Below are 13,513 nucleotides of genomic sequence, written 5' to 3'. Positions count from 1 at the left end.
TCTATTCCTTATCCCGCTTTACATCCCTTTCCCCTGGCTGATCCCGTTCACCAATTGGGATTCGGATCTTTTGCCCGACATACAAGTCGAAAGGATTCACATTAGGATTTGCCGCGAAAATATCATGTATCTGCAACTTAAATCGGTCTGCCAACTCCCAGTAATTATCCCCCGCACGAATTCGATACCACTGGAACTTTCTCACACCACCATCCCCCTTACCACAACCTATGCCCCACCCTCAAATTTCATACAGAGGTGACAGCCCCTCAACGCGTTAAAGCGCTGAGGGACTGTCCCGCCGCGCTGTGATGCGGTGAAGTGATGGGGTGATTTCTTATGTTATGATGGGTAGTAGGTAATTCTTTACAGTTATTATTAGGAGATTATTAGATTTGAAAGATGCCAAAGGAGAGTGTGAAATGCGGCAAATTTCTGCTTTTCTACTAACGCTCACAGTACTTTTGATTGGGTGCACAAGTGATGGCACAATGGTTTCCATTTCTGATCGTGTCAATGACGAGATGGAAGGGGTGGAATTCCATCCAAGACTGCCTACCGCAGTTCCATTTGAAGTTAAGGAAGTGCGTATCGATGAAACAACCCCTAAAAGTACCTATGTGGATGTGAAAGTCACCGATCAGCTGTCGATTGATGTTTTCGGAACGAATGGAGAATGGTTGAAGATTCACATCCTAAAAGGCAATTCCGGTAATGGGTACGAAGGTGAAGGTGTACAAACCGAGGAAGTCAGCATTGGTGATGATTCTGGCACTTATTATAAGGATGATACCGAAAAACAAAGCGTTGTTTGGTCTGAGGATGATGCATCTTACCATATGACGTACGGTTACATGGATCACGAGAATAAATCGGATAGCCTCAACATAACCAAAGAACAACTGATCAAGATAGCTGAGAGGTTCGAAAAGTTTGAATAAAAGGAGGAAATCAGGGTGGCGGAAGAGAAAAAAGTATTATACTTTTATCTTGGCTTAGCGTACATCGGACTTCTTTTTATATTGTTTTCAGGGGTGGAACTCCTGAGCAATCAGGAAGGAGCAGATGGATATTTACTATGGGGGTTAGGATTAATCTCGATCATGTCCTTTGTTAAATTTTTCGAAAGGCAGATGAAGATCCCCAAGAAAATTACCGTCCTGTCGAAAGTCAGTTGGACAGCTGCAGCTTTTGTTTTATTGCAATTGTTTTATACATAAACAAACACTCTAGGAGGTAAACGATGAATTTAGGTGCATTTTCCGTAAGCTTGAATGTAAAAGACCTTCACAAATCAAAGGAATTCTATGAGAATCTCGGTTTTATAACACTCGGTGGGAGCCCCGATCATAACTACCTGATCATGAAGAATGGCGACAGCGTAATCGGGTTGTTCCAGGGAATGTTCGATAAAAACATCCTGACTTTCAATCCTGGTTGGGATCAGAACGCCGAAAACACAGACAACTTCACTGATGTCCGTGAGCTGCAAAAACAACTGAAGGAAAAAGGTATGAAGCTGATTACCGAAGCAGATGAATCTACAGAAGGACCAGCCCATCTGACGCTTGAAGATCCGGATGGTAATCCGATTCTTATCGACCAACACCGATAATTGCACAAAAAAAGCCTGGATATCCAGGCTTTTTCAAATGGTGCTGACTTTCTCTTTGCGCATAGAAATCCAGCGCAATCCTTCATCGATAAAGAAAAACGTCATTGCCGTTTGGATGGCGTAAAAGAACACTAACGGAAATACAACTATAGGCAGCACCGCTACCATATGTAAAATAAAAGCGTAAGCGATCCGCGCATCCCCGTAACGCCCCGTCACTTTTTCAATACCAACAGAGACAAAGCCTCCGTATATCACGCCCACACTAAGATAAGGCGATACTATCAAAACATTCGATATCGGCCCTTCCTGTTCAAACACAGGAAAATAAAACCCCAAAAACAGTGCAGTGAGAACAACCGTGAGAATTCCTGCATAAACCTTTCGCATGTACTCCCCTCCCCCTTATCCACTCTTATCCAATATCATCAATAAGTAACTTCCGGCCCAGAGCAGATACGCCATCTGCGTAACTATAAACATGGAAAGCTCAGACAAAGTCAGCTTTCTTTGTCTCCTGATTTTTTTGAAGTGACGATAATAAAAAAATGCGCTCACCAAAAGAAGCAAAATTGAAAAGTTATGTACGCTCATTGCCAAGTTTGTCACAGAGCAGATCCCCTTTGGCCTTCATTCTACCATACTATTTTACAAAATATCCCTTTCATTCCCTGCTACTAAATAAACAAAAAACCGGATGCTCAAGCACCCGGTCTAGTCCAAATTTTTCAACTTCATATGCTGCTCGCCCCAGCTGCACATCGTATCCAGAATCGGCTTGATCGACCAGCCGTAATCTGTCAGTGAATAGACGACCTTTGGTGGAACCTGGTCATAGACTTTGCGATCCACGACACCGTCCTCCTCCAGTTCTCGGAGCTGCTGCGTCAGCATTTTCTGAGTGATGTTCGGCATCAATCTCTTCAATTCACTTGTCCGCTTTTCCCCTTTATCCAAATGGCAGAGGATCACGACCTTCCACTTGCCTCCGATAACATCCAATGTCGCTTCCACAGGGATATTGTAAGCCATTTCGCACGCTTCCTTTCAAAAATGATCCTGTTCCAATTATAACGGATACGCTCAAAAAAGCAGATAAGGTACTTTCAGGTGCCTATCGTACTTTAAAGTGCGTACTTCTCATTTTTTCTATACCTAATATAATGGATTTCGTAGCAAGCAACAGGAAAGGCGCCTTCCTGTTTTCAAAAATGACTTAAGGAGGAATTCGTGGTATGAATTCTCATTCAAATAAATCATCTTCCGCAAAAGGAGGAACACCGGCACTGATCGCCTTGGCAATCAGTGCATTCGGAATCGGTACGACGGAATTCGTTCCGGTCGGCCTGTTATCCTCGATGGCGGATGATCTCAGTATTTCAATAACGTTAGCTGGTCTTCTGATTTCAGGGTATGCGGTCGGAGTTGCTGTCGGTGCACCTGTATTGACTGCATTGACAAGTAAAATGAACCGCAAAACATTGCTGCTTTCGCTTATGGTCTTATTCATTATTGGTAATGGTGTGGCGGCTATGTCGACGAGCTTCACCTTGTTATTCGTTGCCAGATTCATTACCGCTTTTTCACACGGAATTTTCTTTTCAATCGGGTCTACAATTGCAGCTGACCTCGTTCCCGCTCACAAACGAGCGAGTGCGATTGCTTTCATGTTCACAGGGCTGACCGTCGCCACGGTTACAGGCGTACCGCTTGGCACCTTCATCGGGCAGGCATTCGGCTGGCGAGCAACGTTCCTTGGTGTCGCGCTCTTAGGAGTGATTGGCATCATCGCGAGTGCGATCCTAGTACCGAAGAACCTTAAAGAAGCACCACCTGCGAAGTTCAGTGAGCAGGTGAAAATTTTGAAAAATGGGAAGCTGATGCTTGCTTTTGCAATCACTGCACTTGGGTATGGGGGAACATTTGTGACGTTCACCTACCTGACGCCAATGCTCGAAAACGTTACAGGATTCAATGCAAAGTGGGTCAGTGTCATTTTACTGATGTACGGGGTTGCAGTAGCAGCAGGAAACATCATTGGCGGGAAAGCTTCTGACAAAAATCCATTGCGTGCGTTAATGTGGATGTTCGCATTGCAGGCAGTCACCCTGCTTGCTTTGACCTTTGCCGCACCGTTCAAAGTCACGGGCTTAATTGTCATCTTCCTGATGGGATTGTTCGCCTTCATGAACGTTCCCGGTCTGCAGATTCTCGTTGTCAGTCTTGCGGAAAAATACGTTCCATCGGCAGTCAACGTCGCATCTGCGTTGAATATCGCTGCCTTTAACGTCGGGATTGCCATTGGTTCATCTGTCGGGGGTATCATCGTCGACAACATGGGGCTGATCCACACTGCTTGGATTGGTGCAGTCATGGTAGTTGGAGCAGTACTGCTTACAGTTGCCTTAAGTAAATTAGAGAGTAAAGAACAAAAGGAACATCAGGCGAAATGTGCCTAAAGAAAGAGGACTTGCTATTGCGAGTCCTCTTTGTTCTAATTTCTATTAAGATTAAGCAGGAATGAAGTGATTACCCTAAAAACTAAAAAAGTAAATAGAATAAAGGCCACGATTACCATTTGTGATAGAACCGTACGATCCAACTCTAATCCTAACAGACCTTTTCCAATGAACGGTGCAAGCAGCACTGTCAGAACTAAAGCAATTCCGTCATACTTCTTAGACACTTTCAGCAATATACCCTCTCCTTATTTAAAATCACTTACGAACCAGACTCTCCATGTAGTCGTAATCAATCGAATTCTCCACGGCAGTATAGAAAAATCCTTTATATCGGATCGTGTCACTTGTGTTTATTGTCAGCTCCATTAGTGATTTTCCTTCATGATTCAAAATAGTCGTATCAAAGCTATAACCGGAATACATGAATGAAGGTTTCCCTTTTCGGAATGTCACCTCATTCAGGTTCAGTATGACGTGATTGATATCTGCCTCATCGGTAATCTCCACTTTCTCACCAGTGTTTCCGTCAAAGACAGTGATCTTGGAAACTTCAGATGGATCAATACTTATGAGTTTTTGTGGAAAATACGTAAACCCATAAAGGAAAACCAATAGTATAGGAACAGCTATGATTAATAGTTTGCGCTTTTTCATGTCATCCCCCCTATACCGTTATACTTTGCTTTATTGAGTTCTTCCTTCAACCGAAAGCTTTCCTCTAAATCTATCTCGTAGACATTTGCCAATGCTGCTATGTAGTAGAGAACATCATATAATTCTTCTTCAATCGTCCCTTTGATGGAGCCTTCCTTCTCCATCCGTTTATCTTTCCGGATGACTTCCGACAGTTCCCCGACCTCTTCAATCAGTTTGTGGAAGTAGGCATGTTTTCTATCAGGTTTGTAATCTTTGTCTTTAATATAAGCTTGTAATTCTCTCAGACTCATCGATTCACTCATCTGTTTTCTTTCCCCTTATTTCTCATGAAAAATACTACGACTCCACCCACTGATCCAATCATCGCCAGAATGACAATAAGCTGGAACATGACATCCATGATCAAGAATTGACCCAACATTAAAAAAGCAGCCAACTTCCTTCCCCCTCTCAATTCCGCTTCAAAATTATCGCTGCTTAAATTTTAACATATTTTACCTATGAATTATCTTTCGGTTCTCCACACAAAAACGGACGCAAATGCGCCCGTTTTTGGTAAATCTATATAATATAACAGGGGGTTCAGAATTAGTTAGCCAGCGGGAAACCGAAGCCGGATGCGTAATCATCACCTGCAGCCGCTCCTGTACCACCAGAGATGTCATTTGCTTGTGCACGGTTTTGTAGTTCCACACGCAATTGATCACTAGATAGGGATGGGTTTTCCGCCCAGATTTTTGCAGCCAAACCAGAAACGTGCGGCGTTGCCATTGATGTACCACTGATTGTGTTGTAGCCGCCGTCACTCCAAGTCGATTCGATTGCTGCTCCTGGTGCGGATAGCTCCACGTCACGCTCCTGGATGACGTAGTCGCCATCTGTAGCTGGGTTACCGCGGGAAGAGAAGTCCGCTACGCGGTACGTTCCATTTTCCTGACGATCTTCAAGTGCTGCTACTGCGACAGCATCCTGCAGTCCACCAGGGAATCCGATCGTGTTCTCACCAGGACCGTCATTACCTGCAGCTGCAACGACCAATGCGCCGTTATTGTTTGCATATGTTACAGCGTCAGCAATCATGCTATCCTTCACGCTTGAACCAAGTGACATGGAGATGACGACATTGACGCCGTTGGCATTTGCCTGATCTGCTGCGTGCTTGATTGCATTGGCGATATCATCTGAATAACCAGAGCCGCTGTTACCTAGGACGCGATAAGCCCACAGCTTGGAATCCGGAGCGACACCATAGACTCCTAGATTGTCAGAACCACCATCGGCCAGGACTGTACCGGCTACGTGTGTACCGTGACCATTTCTATCCTGGCAAGTGCCATCAAGGATTGGTGCTCGGCGCTGAGTGAAGTCTTTACATTGCTCCACGTTGTTTTTCAAATCAGGATGATCGACATATGTACCTGTATCCAATACAGCTACGCGCACATTGTCGCCACCGTCTGTGGTCGTAATAGCATCATCGTTGTAGATGGCTTCCATTCCCCACGGCGTCTGATCGGAAGGTGTTGCGCTTCGTTCGCCGTTGGTAGGTTTTGCCGCGATCTGTACTTTGTTCACTTTAGAAACTTCGAAGTTCTTGTTCTTTTGCAATGCTTCGAATTGTTTCTTTGTGACATCCGTTGTGAATCCATCTTCGAACTTCCAACGGACACCGTATTCTTGTTTTGCGTTCGTTTGAGCCTTGGCACTTGCTGAATTTGTAGATTTAATTAATACACGTAGATTCTCATCTGCTTGTCCCTGCTGATTCGTTGGTGCTGCGAATGCTCCCATGGTGAAAAGAGAAAGCATCATCACAGCAGCAACTGCTGATACTAGAAATTTCTTCATTAAGCTTTCACCTCGTTGATAGATTTTTTGATTGACGAAGCGGACGGCGTTCACGTGTCACCTCCATATATTCAGAAAATTTAGTTTATTCTTACATTTATAGAATAGCACGGTTCATGTCGAGAAATATTGAGTACCACGCACCAAATCCATGATCCAAAATGCCCAATTACACCACCGCATTAACTCAAGTGGGGAGAGTCCCTCACCAAGTTAAAGTGATGAAGGACTGTCCCCACGCTTGAAAATTAGCGGGAAAAGGTCCATTATTTTAGGAAAGGAGGCCCGTTATGCGACACGATATACAGCCTAATGAGCGCGCTTTCTCGACGAAGGAAGTTGCAGAAGAAATGGGAATCGCCACAGCTACAGTAAGAAGGTATGGGCAGATCCTCGAACAGAACGGTTTTGAATTTTTTAAAGACGGCCCGCGCCGTATTTTCGTCCGCTCCGATATCGATGCGCTGATCGAGCTTCGGGATACGGAACACTCCCAGGAGGAGACGGCAAAGAAGCTTGTCGAACAACAGCAGACCCGGTTGAAACAGGCGACGGAGGTCGCTATTCCTGATACATATGATGGCGCACTGCAGGACCCGTCCCAGCTCAGTGAATTTTTCCACGCACTGACGAAGGAACTGGCGGCGACCAGAGAGATGAATGCGCAGCTGTCCCAGGACATGGATGAGCTGAAAACGAAGGTAGCACGTCTACAGCAGGACCACCACGTCATCAGCTCCGGCGTAGGAAACTTCGCACAGAAGACCTCCACGAATATTGAAAAGCTAGCCGAGCAGCATAAGGCCCAATATGAATCGCTGTTGGAACAGGAAAAAGAAAAAAGTGCTGCACTGAAAGAAGAACTGGAGCGCATGCGTGAAGATCAGAAAAAAGGATGGCAGGCGCAAAATGAATTCAACCAGCAGCTTGAAGTATCCATCTCCAAGTCAAAAGGAACACTCGGGAAGTTTCTGGATCTATTCCGAAAATAAACATCAAAACACCTGCGTCCCAAAGTTACGTGTTTCCCTGTGAGGTGCATAGTGCAAAAACGCAGTCTGAATCACAAGCTAAATCACATAGTATCCATGTATGATTCACACTAAAAAGGCTTAGAGGAGATCTCCTCTAAGCCTTTACTTTACTCAGGAATTAAGTCTGAGTGCCAAGGTGCCTTTAACTTTATTGATTTTGTCGATAAGATTTTATAATTTCCACGTATTGTGTATCTCCTAGACCATAGTCTTTGAAATTTTCGATTAAGGCAGGCACAAGTGATTTTATTGGAACGTCCTGGTGCTTTTGAATATACAACATAAGTTCACTATCTTCCTTAAGATAATTCAAATACAGGTTAATCCCCTTTTTTAAAGAGCTTGGATGAACTTCCTGCTGAGGGATAGCTTTATGAATTAATACCTGCTTATAAAGTGAATCATATCCTTTTGCCTCTAGGCTGTAGGACCTTACGGGTTGAAAATGATTATCGACAAGATGAAGGTCAATTGAACCTTTATAATCTTTCTGGTCTAACCAGGCGAGTATGGTGAGAAGATTGATTTGACAAAACATATCCTCGTCAAACCATAGTGCGATACGATCAAAATTTTCACTAAAAAGAGGCTGCAATGGGCTTAGGGTGATTTCAGCATATTGCGCTAGCCTTACACCATGAACCCTCGCACGCATTTCGGTAAATGCCTCGGAAAATAAATCATCGCAGGTTTCCCCGTAACACATTGCCTCATTAAAGGGGATCATTGATTCAGGTTTAAGAAAATGTGTCTCCATGAAATTCTTATACATTTCTGTTCCGTTCAATATATTTAACGTTCCTGTTCGGTTCACCATAACACCCCCAGCTCCATTCATTAATACCCTGGTCCAATACAACTCTTTTCGATCAATCCCACTATGCCTTACAACCCCATTAAATATCCCAATGTTTCATACCTATATTTTAGCATCTAATAAATCATTGATATAACAATGAATTTTCATTTATTGGAAGGAATCTTCCATATCATCTAGAAGTGGATATAGAGGAAGTTAACTCTATCATCAGATAAGGAATGACAGATATGGACAAAGAACACACAGGACTGCTGGATTTGCTCTACGACAAAAACAAACTCAAAAGATTGAAGCATACGTTTTGGGTGATTGTCGGAATAATGGTTACCGTGATGCCAAGTACATCCTTCATATCAGAAGCAACTGAGGTCAAATTGATGACAATGATGATGTTATTAGGCTTCTTTTACTTCTTAGTAAAAATTCTTTTCTATAACAAGAGCTTCGTTTGGGAAGACACGTTTCAAATGTTTTCTATGGTTGGGCTCATCTATGGAATTACAGCCATCTATTGAGATAGCCTGCTTTCCCTTCGCACAGCAGGCATCTTCGTTAAATAATATTCACCACAAATATATGAACCGCGACAACTAGCCCAAAAGAAATAACACCAGCCAGTCTTACAGGATGCGTGAACTTGTACGTGTGAAATGGTGTCATTCTTCTGAAGATCTCTCCGAACAGCAGTGTCCCCACTACCATCACCACTCCACCTATCCAAAACGGTTGATTGAAAGCATTAGCAATCTGTACGACATGGTCAATGAACAAAAGCCACAAATAACCTAAAAACAGGTTCAGCACGATAGACATTCCCATTTCCTTCACACCTTCGCCCCCACTCCTAAAATATGGTATGGTTATATTATACAGAATATTATGTTATTTTAATAAAGAATCATTTGTACTTGAGGAGAAAATGATGAAGGAAAAGCTGCTTTCGAACATTAGTCACACCTTATTTACTATAGTTATACTCACTATGATCACTCAAACCTATTACCCGGATATACTGCCAATCGATCTGACTTCACCAATCCCATTTGTACTATTCGTCATAGCCATCTTTATTATTGACTTTATTTTTCAACGAAGAGGGTATAATTCCCCTCCCTTTATGCAAAACAATACGAGCAAGCTCATATTCGCCACATTGTTGCTCATCCTAACGTCGATATTGAACCAGGTCACTCCAGAAACGAATCCCATATTCGGAGGAATCAGCTATTGGATCATCTTCGCTGCATTTATATATTATCTTCATCAATGGAAGAAAGGACGAAGAAATACAGAAACAAAGGAAGGATAACATGTTACTGAAGAAAATCATCGACATCTTCTATGATGAGAATAAATTCTCGTATTGGAAGAAAAATCTCTGGATATTTTTAGTACCAATACTATACGTCCTTAGTGAGTTCTATTCACCTATGCCCGAACAACCCCTGGCGGACATCGTGCTAGGAGCACTCCTGCTCGGTTCCATATTCTTCATGACAAGGATGATGTTCTATCATAAACGGTTCATCGCTTATGACGCGTTCCGGCTGGGGATGCTGCTCCTATTCATCTCGTTCGTTTCAGAAGTCTATTATTGACCAAGCAAAGAAGCTGTCCGCGATAAGCAGACAGCTTCTTTTTATACGATATAACGCATTTCGTTCAACACATGGTCTATGTCATCCGCGGTCACATTCAAGTTCGTCACAAACCTTACTGTGTGAGGACCGAATGGCACTGCAAGGATCTTATGTTCCTTCAGCTTCGCCAAAAATGCTTCGGATGTATATCCCGCCTGCTTCACATTCACAAGCACGATATTCGTATCAACATCATTTTCGATTTCCAACCCTCTGAACTCACCAAGCCCGCGAGCGAGTACTTTCGCAAGCTCATGGTCTTCCGCCAGCCGATCGACCATCTCCGTCAACGCAACAATTCCCGGTGCGGCGATGATGCCAGCTTGTCGCAATCCGCCGCCTAACCTCTTCCGCCATTTACGGGCACGTGCAATGAAATCTGCAGACCCCGCAAGAATCGATCCTACCGGTGCGCCAAGCCCTTTTGATAAACAAAACTGCACCGTATCCGCTTGCGCTGCGAAGTCCTTCACGGAGACTCCAGAAGCAACAACCGCATTGAACAAGCGTGCACCATCCAGATGGACAGGTATCCCATTGTCCCGTGCTACATCAGCAATCATCTTCATATTTTCAAGCGGAACAACTGCTCCACCTGCTTTGTTATGTGTATTTTCAATACAAATCAATCCCGTTTCAGGAAAATGGATGTCTTCCGGGCGAATTGCTGCTGCCACATCCACTGGAGACATCGCGCCCTTTTCCCCACGAATCGTTCGAGGCTGCACGCCAGCAAGCGCCGACATCGAAGCCCCTTCATATAGAAATAAGTGCGCATTCTCTTCAAGCAGCACTTCATCGCCAGGCTTACAATGCGTCAGTACGGCAATCTGGTTCCCCTGCGTACCACTTGTAACGAACATCGCTGCTTCTTTGCCAAGCATGTCCGCCGCCAACGCTTCCAACTTATTTACTGTGGGGTCTTCCCCGTACACATCATCGCCTACTTCTGCGTCAAAAGCCGCTTCCCGCATTCGTTTCGTCGGTTTCGTCACTGTATCGCTTCGTAAATCAATCATGTCCTCTACCCCTCCGTCCGCTTTTGTTCAAGTGTACTAGATTTCTCTGATCCATTCCATCCATCCGACTGCGTTCCACGTGGAACATTTCATGCAAAAGACTTTCCTAAGTATCCCATTTGTATTAGTCTTGATAAGGTGTGAAAACATAAGTAAACGACATCAATTTGGAGGAGCTTATGAAAGATCGAAATAAAGGAATTATCCTACTACTCATATCCGCGTTCGGCTTTTCAATGATGGCTGCATTCGTCAAACTGTCAGGGGATGTACCGACCGTCCAGAAAACTTTATTCCGTAACGTCGTTTCGGCAATCATCGCATTCGGATTCGTCTTACATTTCAAAGCCCGTCTATTCGGAAAAAAAGAACACCAAAAGTACCTGCTTACCCGCTCCGCATTAGGAACGGTCGGCATGGTGTTCTACTTTTATGCAATCGATAATCTCGTGCTTTCCGATGCGGACATGCTCAATAAGCTGAGTCCGTTTCTGACAATTGTATTTTCGGCGATATTCCTTAAGGAAAGTGTGCGTAGGTTCCAAATCGTAGCGATCCTCGTTGCATTCATCGGAACACTGTTCATCATCAAACCGGCATTTTCGATTGATGTGTTGCCATATATCATCGGCGTACTTTCAGCTGTTTTTGCGGCCGGGGCCTACACGGTACTGCGCTTCCTCGGTGATAAGGAAGAGTTCTATACGATCGTTTTCTATTTTTCCTTTTTCACAACGGTCGTTCTTACGCCTTTTACAATTATGTTCTATGAGCCGATGTCGACAAAACAGCTTGTCTATCTCCTGCTTGCAGGGTGTTTTGCGACGATGGGGCAGTTCGGTATCACAATGGCCTACAAGTATGCACCAGCAAGGGAAATTTCAATCTTTTTCTATTCCACGGTCGTCTATTCGGCACTGATCAGCATCGTGTTGTTCGGCCAAATACCGGATATCTTAAGTGTTCTCGGCTATATCATCATTTTCGGAGCATCGTTCTACATGTTCCTGAAAAACAATCGACTCGGAAAACAGACGGTATCATAGAAAAAGCGCTTGGGCGATGTCCCAAGCGCTTTTCATGTATTACTTTTTTTCTCGTAAGTTAATGCAGCAAATGCAAGTCCGATCCCAATAAAGGTAAATGCAATTCCACGGGAACGGATAAACTCGAATGTACCTTCATTTATTTCAATAAACAATAGGTAAATTCCAGCCAGGAACATCACAAATCCAAGCGCAAGGTTTATTTTTCCGTATCGACTCAACCGTTTCAACTTGTCTTCCCCCTTCACGCCAGATAATCCTGGATGTTGATCACCCCAACCACAATAAAACAAACTCCGATCAGACGATTCGTCCAAAGATAGAACGGAGTCGGTCCTGTGGCGTTTCGTGATCTCTTCCCGTCAGTAAGTTCCCAAACCTTCCTCGTTTGTGTAATCATCAAAATGCCGATGATCAGAAAAAACACCCCTAGTAACATGCCAACTAACCTCCAACGAAGCTTTTCAGATTATTATAGCATTCGTTTTTCTTCTTCAATAATGCTCCGCTAAAAAGGCTTCGATCTCCTGGTTGATTTCCACTAGATGCGTGTCAGATGGAAAATGACCCATTTCATAACTGCGGAATTGCTTCAGTTCAGAGAAAATCGAGTTAGACGCAGCCTCCAGTTTATGATGTGGGAAAAATACATCCTTCTCTCCCGCTATGATCAGCGTGGGTGCATGGAAATTCTCCAATTCCTTTTTCTCTGTCATTTTAGGCATGTCCTGGTCCAGCTTGACGTGGTTGAACACATCCCCGATGATCGTCTTATCCTGATCCTTCATCGAATGATCCGACATATTACCTGTCAGCTTATCAAGGTGCTTGCGATCAGATGTCCGGGTGAACAGCATCATCGGCACAAGGACATCCTTGATCATTTTCAACTTTGATCCCATTCGTATTCCGGCAGGTGAAACAAGAACAGCACAGTCGATCCGTTCAGGAAGAAACGTCGCCATCCGCATCATGATTCCAGCGCCATAAGAGGCACCTACCATCGCACACCGTTCCACCCCGACAGCATCCATCAATTCCTTGATCCACTTCGCAAAGCTGTCATCCTTTGCTGAAACCCTCGTTTCATCACTAAACCCAGGATGGCCGATCGTATCCGGTGCATAGACACGGTATTTTTCGATCAATGGTTCGAACCACGACAGCGTCATCGGATTGATGCAGTTCCCACCTTGGAAAATGAACAAAGGCTTTCCATCCGTTGGACCAGCTACGAGCATATGTGTCTTTCCGAAACTTGTATCCACGTACCTTCGCTCGACCTGGAAATTTAATGTATGTAGGTAGTCTTCATAATGTTGCTGGAGTTTTTCCTTACCAGCTTCGCTTTTATAAACCCCCATGTGCCACT

The 13,513-nt window shown here is 44.0% G+C and carries 22 protein-coding genes; 8 read left to right on the top strand and 14 right to left on the bottom strand.

The window, feature by feature from the left end; translation table 11 throughout:
• Window position 1: 1 nt before the first annotated feature.
• The gene (locus tag ACFQ2J_RS09930; RefSeq protein WP_386059461.1) at window positions 2-205 is read right to left on the bottom strand and encodes a LysM peptidoglycan-binding domain-containing protein; all 204 of its coding nucleotides are present in this window, start codon (window positions 203-205) and stop codon (window positions 2-4) included.
• A gap of 217 nt (window positions 206-422) precedes the next feature.
• Here ACFQ2J_RS09930 and ACFQ2J_RS09925 point away from each other — a divergent pair, with 217 nt between their 5' ends.
• The 3 genes from ACFQ2J_RS09925 to ACFQ2J_RS09915 are packed head-to-tail and all read left to right on the top strand — an operon-like array spanning window position 423 to window position 1,615.
• Complete coding sequence (locus ACFQ2J_RS09925) at window positions 423-941, top strand: DUF4367 domain-containing protein (protein ID WP_386059459.1); 519 nt, start codon at window positions 423-425, stop codon at window positions 939-941.
• Window positions 942-956: 15 nt separating this feature from the next.
• Complete coding sequence (locus ACFQ2J_RS09920; protein WP_386059456.1) at window positions 957-1,220, top strand: hypothetical protein; 264 nt, start codon at window positions 957-959, stop codon at window positions 1,218-1,220.
• Between the two features lie 23 nt (window positions 1,221-1,243).
• A complete protein-coding gene (locus ACFQ2J_RS09915) occupies window positions 1,244-1,615 on the top strand; it encodes a VOC family protein (RefSeq protein ID WP_386059453.1) in 372 nt (123 codons plus the stop codon).
• Between the two features lie 33 nt (window positions 1,616-1,648).
• Here the strand turns inward: ACFQ2J_RS09915 and ACFQ2J_RS09910 are convergent, their stop codons facing one another.
• Window positions 1,649-2,005, bottom strand: coding sequence for a hypothetical protein (locus tag ACFQ2J_RS09910; protein WP_386059451.1), 357 nt, complete (start codon window positions 2,003-2,005; stop codon window positions 1,649-1,651).
• Window positions 2,006-2,329: 324 nt separating this feature from the next.
• A complete protein-coding gene (locus ACFQ2J_RS09905; RefSeq protein WP_386059448.1) occupies window positions 2,330-2,647 on the bottom strand; it encodes a winged helix-turn-helix transcriptional regulator in 318 nt (105 codons plus the stop codon).
• Window positions 2,648-2,850: 203 nt separating this feature from the next.
• On the opposite strand from ACFQ2J_RS09905, the gene ACFQ2J_RS09900 reads away from it, so the two are divergent.
• The gene (locus ACFQ2J_RS09900) at window positions 2,851-4,074 is read left to right on the top strand and encodes an MFS transporter (protein WP_386059446.1); all 1,224 of its coding nucleotides are present in this window, start codon (window positions 2,851-2,853) and stop codon (window positions 4,072-4,074) included.
• Between the two features lie 35 nt (window positions 4,075-4,109).
• On the opposite strand, the gene ACFQ2J_RS09895 is transcribed toward ACFQ2J_RS09900, so the two are convergent.
• The 5 genes from ACFQ2J_RS09895 to ACFQ2J_RS09875 all read right to left on the bottom strand — a co-directional run bounded on the left by ACFQ2J_RS09895 (window position 4,110) and on the right by ACFQ2J_RS09875 (window position 6,582).
• Complete coding sequence (locus tag ACFQ2J_RS09895) at window positions 4,110-4,310, bottom strand: hypothetical protein (RefSeq protein ID WP_386059443.1); 201 nt, start codon at window positions 4,308-4,310, stop codon at window positions 4,110-4,112.
• Window positions 4,311-4,332: 22 nt separating this feature from the next.
• On the bottom strand, window positions 4,333-4,731 hold the full coding sequence (locus ACFQ2J_RS09890; RefSeq protein ID WP_386059440.1) for a hypothetical protein: 399 nt from the start codon (window positions 4,729-4,731) through the stop codon (window positions 4,333-4,335).
• Entirely contained in the window at window positions 4,728-5,036 is a 309-nt protein-coding gene (locus tag ACFQ2J_RS09885) for a MazG nucleotide pyrophosphohydrolase domain-containing protein (protein ID WP_386059437.1), read from the bottom strand. The genes ACFQ2J_RS09890 and ACFQ2J_RS09885 overlap by 4 nt, the downstream gene beginning before the upstream one ends.
• Window positions 5,033-5,170 carry a hypothetical protein gene (locus tag ACFQ2J_RS09880; protein WP_386059434.1) on the bottom strand — a complete coding sequence of 46 codons (138 nt, stop codon included), beginning with the start codon at window positions 5,168-5,170 and terminating at the stop codon, window positions 5,033-5,035. The genes ACFQ2J_RS09885 and ACFQ2J_RS09880 overlap by 4 nt, the downstream gene beginning before the upstream one ends.
• Before the next feature lie 152 nt (window positions 5,171-5,322).
• Complete coding sequence (locus tag ACFQ2J_RS09875; protein ID WP_386059431.1) at window positions 5,323-6,582, bottom strand: S8 family serine peptidase; 1,260 nt, start codon at window positions 6,580-6,582, stop codon at window positions 5,323-5,325.
• 290 nt (window positions 6,583-6,872) lie between these two features.
• Between ACFQ2J_RS09875 and ACFQ2J_RS09870 the strand changes: the two genes are divergently transcribed.
• Complete coding sequence (locus tag ACFQ2J_RS09870; RefSeq protein ID WP_386059428.1) at window positions 6,873-7,574, top strand: helix-turn-helix domain-containing protein; 702 nt, start codon at window positions 6,873-6,875, stop codon at window positions 7,572-7,574.
• Between the two features lie 190 nt (window positions 7,575-7,764).
• Here the strand turns inward: ACFQ2J_RS09870 and ACFQ2J_RS09865 are convergent, their stop codons facing one another.
• The gene (locus tag ACFQ2J_RS09865; protein WP_386059426.1) at window positions 7,765-8,430 is read right to left on the bottom strand and encodes an AraC family transcriptional regulator; all 666 of its coding nucleotides are present in this window, start codon (window positions 8,428-8,430) and stop codon (window positions 7,765-7,767) included.
• Window positions 8,431-8,663: 233 nt separating this feature from the next.
• Between ACFQ2J_RS09865 and ACFQ2J_RS09860 the strand changes: the two genes are divergently transcribed.
• A complete protein-coding gene (locus ACFQ2J_RS09860; RefSeq protein WP_386059423.1) occupies window positions 8,664-8,951 on the top strand; it encodes a hypothetical protein in 288 nt (95 codons plus the stop codon).
• Between the two features lie 37 nt (window positions 8,952-8,988).
• Here the strand turns inward: ACFQ2J_RS09860 and ACFQ2J_RS09855 are convergent, their stop codons facing one another.
• Window positions 8,989-9,264 carry a hypothetical protein gene (locus tag ACFQ2J_RS09855; protein WP_386059420.1) on the bottom strand — a complete coding sequence of 92 codons (276 nt, stop codon included), beginning with the start codon at window positions 9,262-9,264 and terminating at the stop codon, window positions 8,989-8,991.
• A 482-nt stretch (window positions 9,265-9,746) separates the two neighbouring features.
• On the opposite strand from ACFQ2J_RS09855, the gene ACFQ2J_RS09850 reads away from it, so the two are divergent.
• Window positions 9,747-10,034, top strand: coding sequence for a hypothetical protein (locus ACFQ2J_RS09850; RefSeq protein ID WP_386059417.1), 288 nt, complete (start codon window positions 9,747-9,749; stop codon window positions 10,032-10,034).
• Between the two features lie 41 nt (window positions 10,035-10,075).
• Here the strand turns inward: ACFQ2J_RS09850 and ltaE are convergent, their stop codons facing one another.
• Window positions 10,076-11,095, bottom strand: a complete 1,020-nt coding sequence (gene ltaE / locus ACFQ2J_RS09845) for a low-specificity L-threonine aldolase (protein ID WP_386059414.1) — start codon at window positions 11,093-11,095, stop codon at window positions 10,076-10,078.
• A gap of 179 nt (window positions 11,096-11,274) precedes the next feature.
• Here ltaE and ACFQ2J_RS09840 point away from each other — a divergent pair, with 179 nt between their 5' ends.
• Window positions 11,275-12,141 (top strand): DMT family transporter, encoded by an 867-nt coding sequence (locus tag ACFQ2J_RS09840; RefSeq protein ID WP_386059412.1) that lies wholly within the window; start codon window positions 11,275-11,277, stop codon window positions 12,139-12,141.
• Between the two features lie 32 nt (window positions 12,142-12,173).
• Here the strand turns inward: ACFQ2J_RS09840 and ACFQ2J_RS09835 are convergent, their stop codons facing one another.
• Genes ACFQ2J_RS09835 through ACFQ2J_RS09825 form a run of 3 tightly spaced genes read right to left on the bottom strand, consistent with a single transcriptional unit; the run spans window position 12,174 to window position 13,505 of the window.
• On the bottom strand, window positions 12,174-12,371 hold the full coding sequence (locus ACFQ2J_RS09835) for a hypothetical protein (protein ID WP_386059410.1): 198 nt from the start codon (window positions 12,369-12,371) through the stop codon (window positions 12,174-12,176).
• 14 nt (window positions 12,372-12,385) lie between these two features.
• Complete coding sequence (locus tag ACFQ2J_RS09830) at window positions 12,386-12,580, bottom strand: DUF6199 family natural product biosynthesis protein (protein ID WP_386059407.1); 195 nt, start codon at window positions 12,578-12,580, stop codon at window positions 12,386-12,388.
• A gap of 55 nt (window positions 12,581-12,635) precedes the next feature.
• Window positions 12,636-13,505, bottom strand: coding sequence for an alpha/beta fold hydrolase (locus ACFQ2J_RS09825; protein WP_386059404.1), 870 nt, complete (start codon window positions 13,503-13,505; stop codon window positions 12,636-12,638).
• Window positions 13,506-13,513 lie beyond the last annotated feature (8 nt).

This window comes from Thalassobacillus hwangdonensis, from assembly GCF_042675915.1.
GTDB lineage: Bacteria > Bacillota > Bacilli > Bacillales > Halobacillaceae > Thalassobacillus_A > Thalassobacillus_A hwangdonensis.
Note: the sequence above shows the minus strand (reverse complement) of the source record. Positions and strands in the feature narration are given on the sequence as shown.

What these genes read in the sequence shown, in the direction of transcription:
- ACFQ2J_RS09885 (WP_386059437.1), bottom strand. Translation starts at nt 5,036, where the DNA reads ATGAGTGAATCGATGAGTCTGAGAGAATTACAAGCTTATATTAAAGAC.
- ACFQ2J_RS09860 (WP_386059423.1), top strand. Translation starts at nt 8,664, where the DNA reads ATGGACAAAGAACACACAGGACTGCTGGATTTGCTCTACGACAAAAAC.
- ACFQ2J_RS09925 (WP_386059459.1), top strand. Translation starts at nt 423, where the DNA reads ATGCGGCAAATTTCTGCTTTTCTACTAACGCTCACAGTACTTTTGATT.
- ACFQ2J_RS09830 (WP_386059407.1), bottom strand. Translation starts at nt 12,580, where the DNA reads ATGTTACTAGGGGTGTTTTTTCTGATCATCGGCATTTTGATGATTACA.
- ACFQ2J_RS09905 (WP_386059448.1), bottom strand. Translation starts at nt 2,647, where the DNA reads ATGGCTTACAATATCCCTGTGGAAGCGACATTGGATGTTATCGGAGGC.
- ACFQ2J_RS09840 (WP_386059412.1), top strand. Translation starts at nt 11,275, where the DNA reads ATGAAAGATCGAAATAAAGGAATTATCCTACTACTCATATCCGCGTTC.
- ACFQ2J_RS09915 (WP_386059453.1), top strand. Translation starts at nt 1,244, where the DNA reads ATGAATTTAGGTGCATTTTCCGTAAGCTTGAATGTAAAAGACCTTCAC.
- ACFQ2J_RS09850 (WP_386059417.1), top strand. Translation starts at nt 9,747, where the DNA reads ATGTTACTGAAGAAAATCATCGACATCTTCTATGATGAGAATAAATTC.
- ACFQ2J_RS09890 (WP_386059440.1), bottom strand. Translation starts at nt 4,731, where the DNA reads ATGAAAAAGCGCAAACTATTAATCATAGCTGTTCCTATACTATTGGTT.
- ACFQ2J_RS09910 (WP_386059451.1), bottom strand. Translation starts at nt 2,005, where the DNA reads ATGCGAAAGGTTTATGCAGGAATTCTCACGGTTGTTCTCACTGCACTG.
- ACFQ2J_RS09870 (WP_386059428.1), top strand. Translation starts at nt 6,873, where the DNA reads ATGCGACACGATATACAGCCTAATGAGCGCGCTTTCTCGACGAAGGAA.
- ACFQ2J_RS09825 (WP_386059404.1), bottom strand. Translation starts at nt 13,505, where the DNA reads ATGGGGGTTTATAAAAGCGAAGCTGGTAAGGAAAAACTCCAGCAACAT.
- ltaE (WP_386059414.1), bottom strand. Translation starts at nt 11,095, where the DNA reads ATGATTGATTTACGAAGCGATACAGTGACGAAACCGACGAAACGAATG.
- ACFQ2J_RS09900 (WP_386059446.1), top strand. Translation starts at nt 2,851, where the DNA reads ATGAATTCTCATTCAAATAAATCATCTTCCGCAAAAGGAGGAACACCG.
- ACFQ2J_RS09875 (WP_386059431.1), bottom strand. Translation starts at nt 6,582, where the DNA reads ATGAAGAAATTTCTAGTATCAGCAGTTGCTGCTGTGATGATGCTTTCT.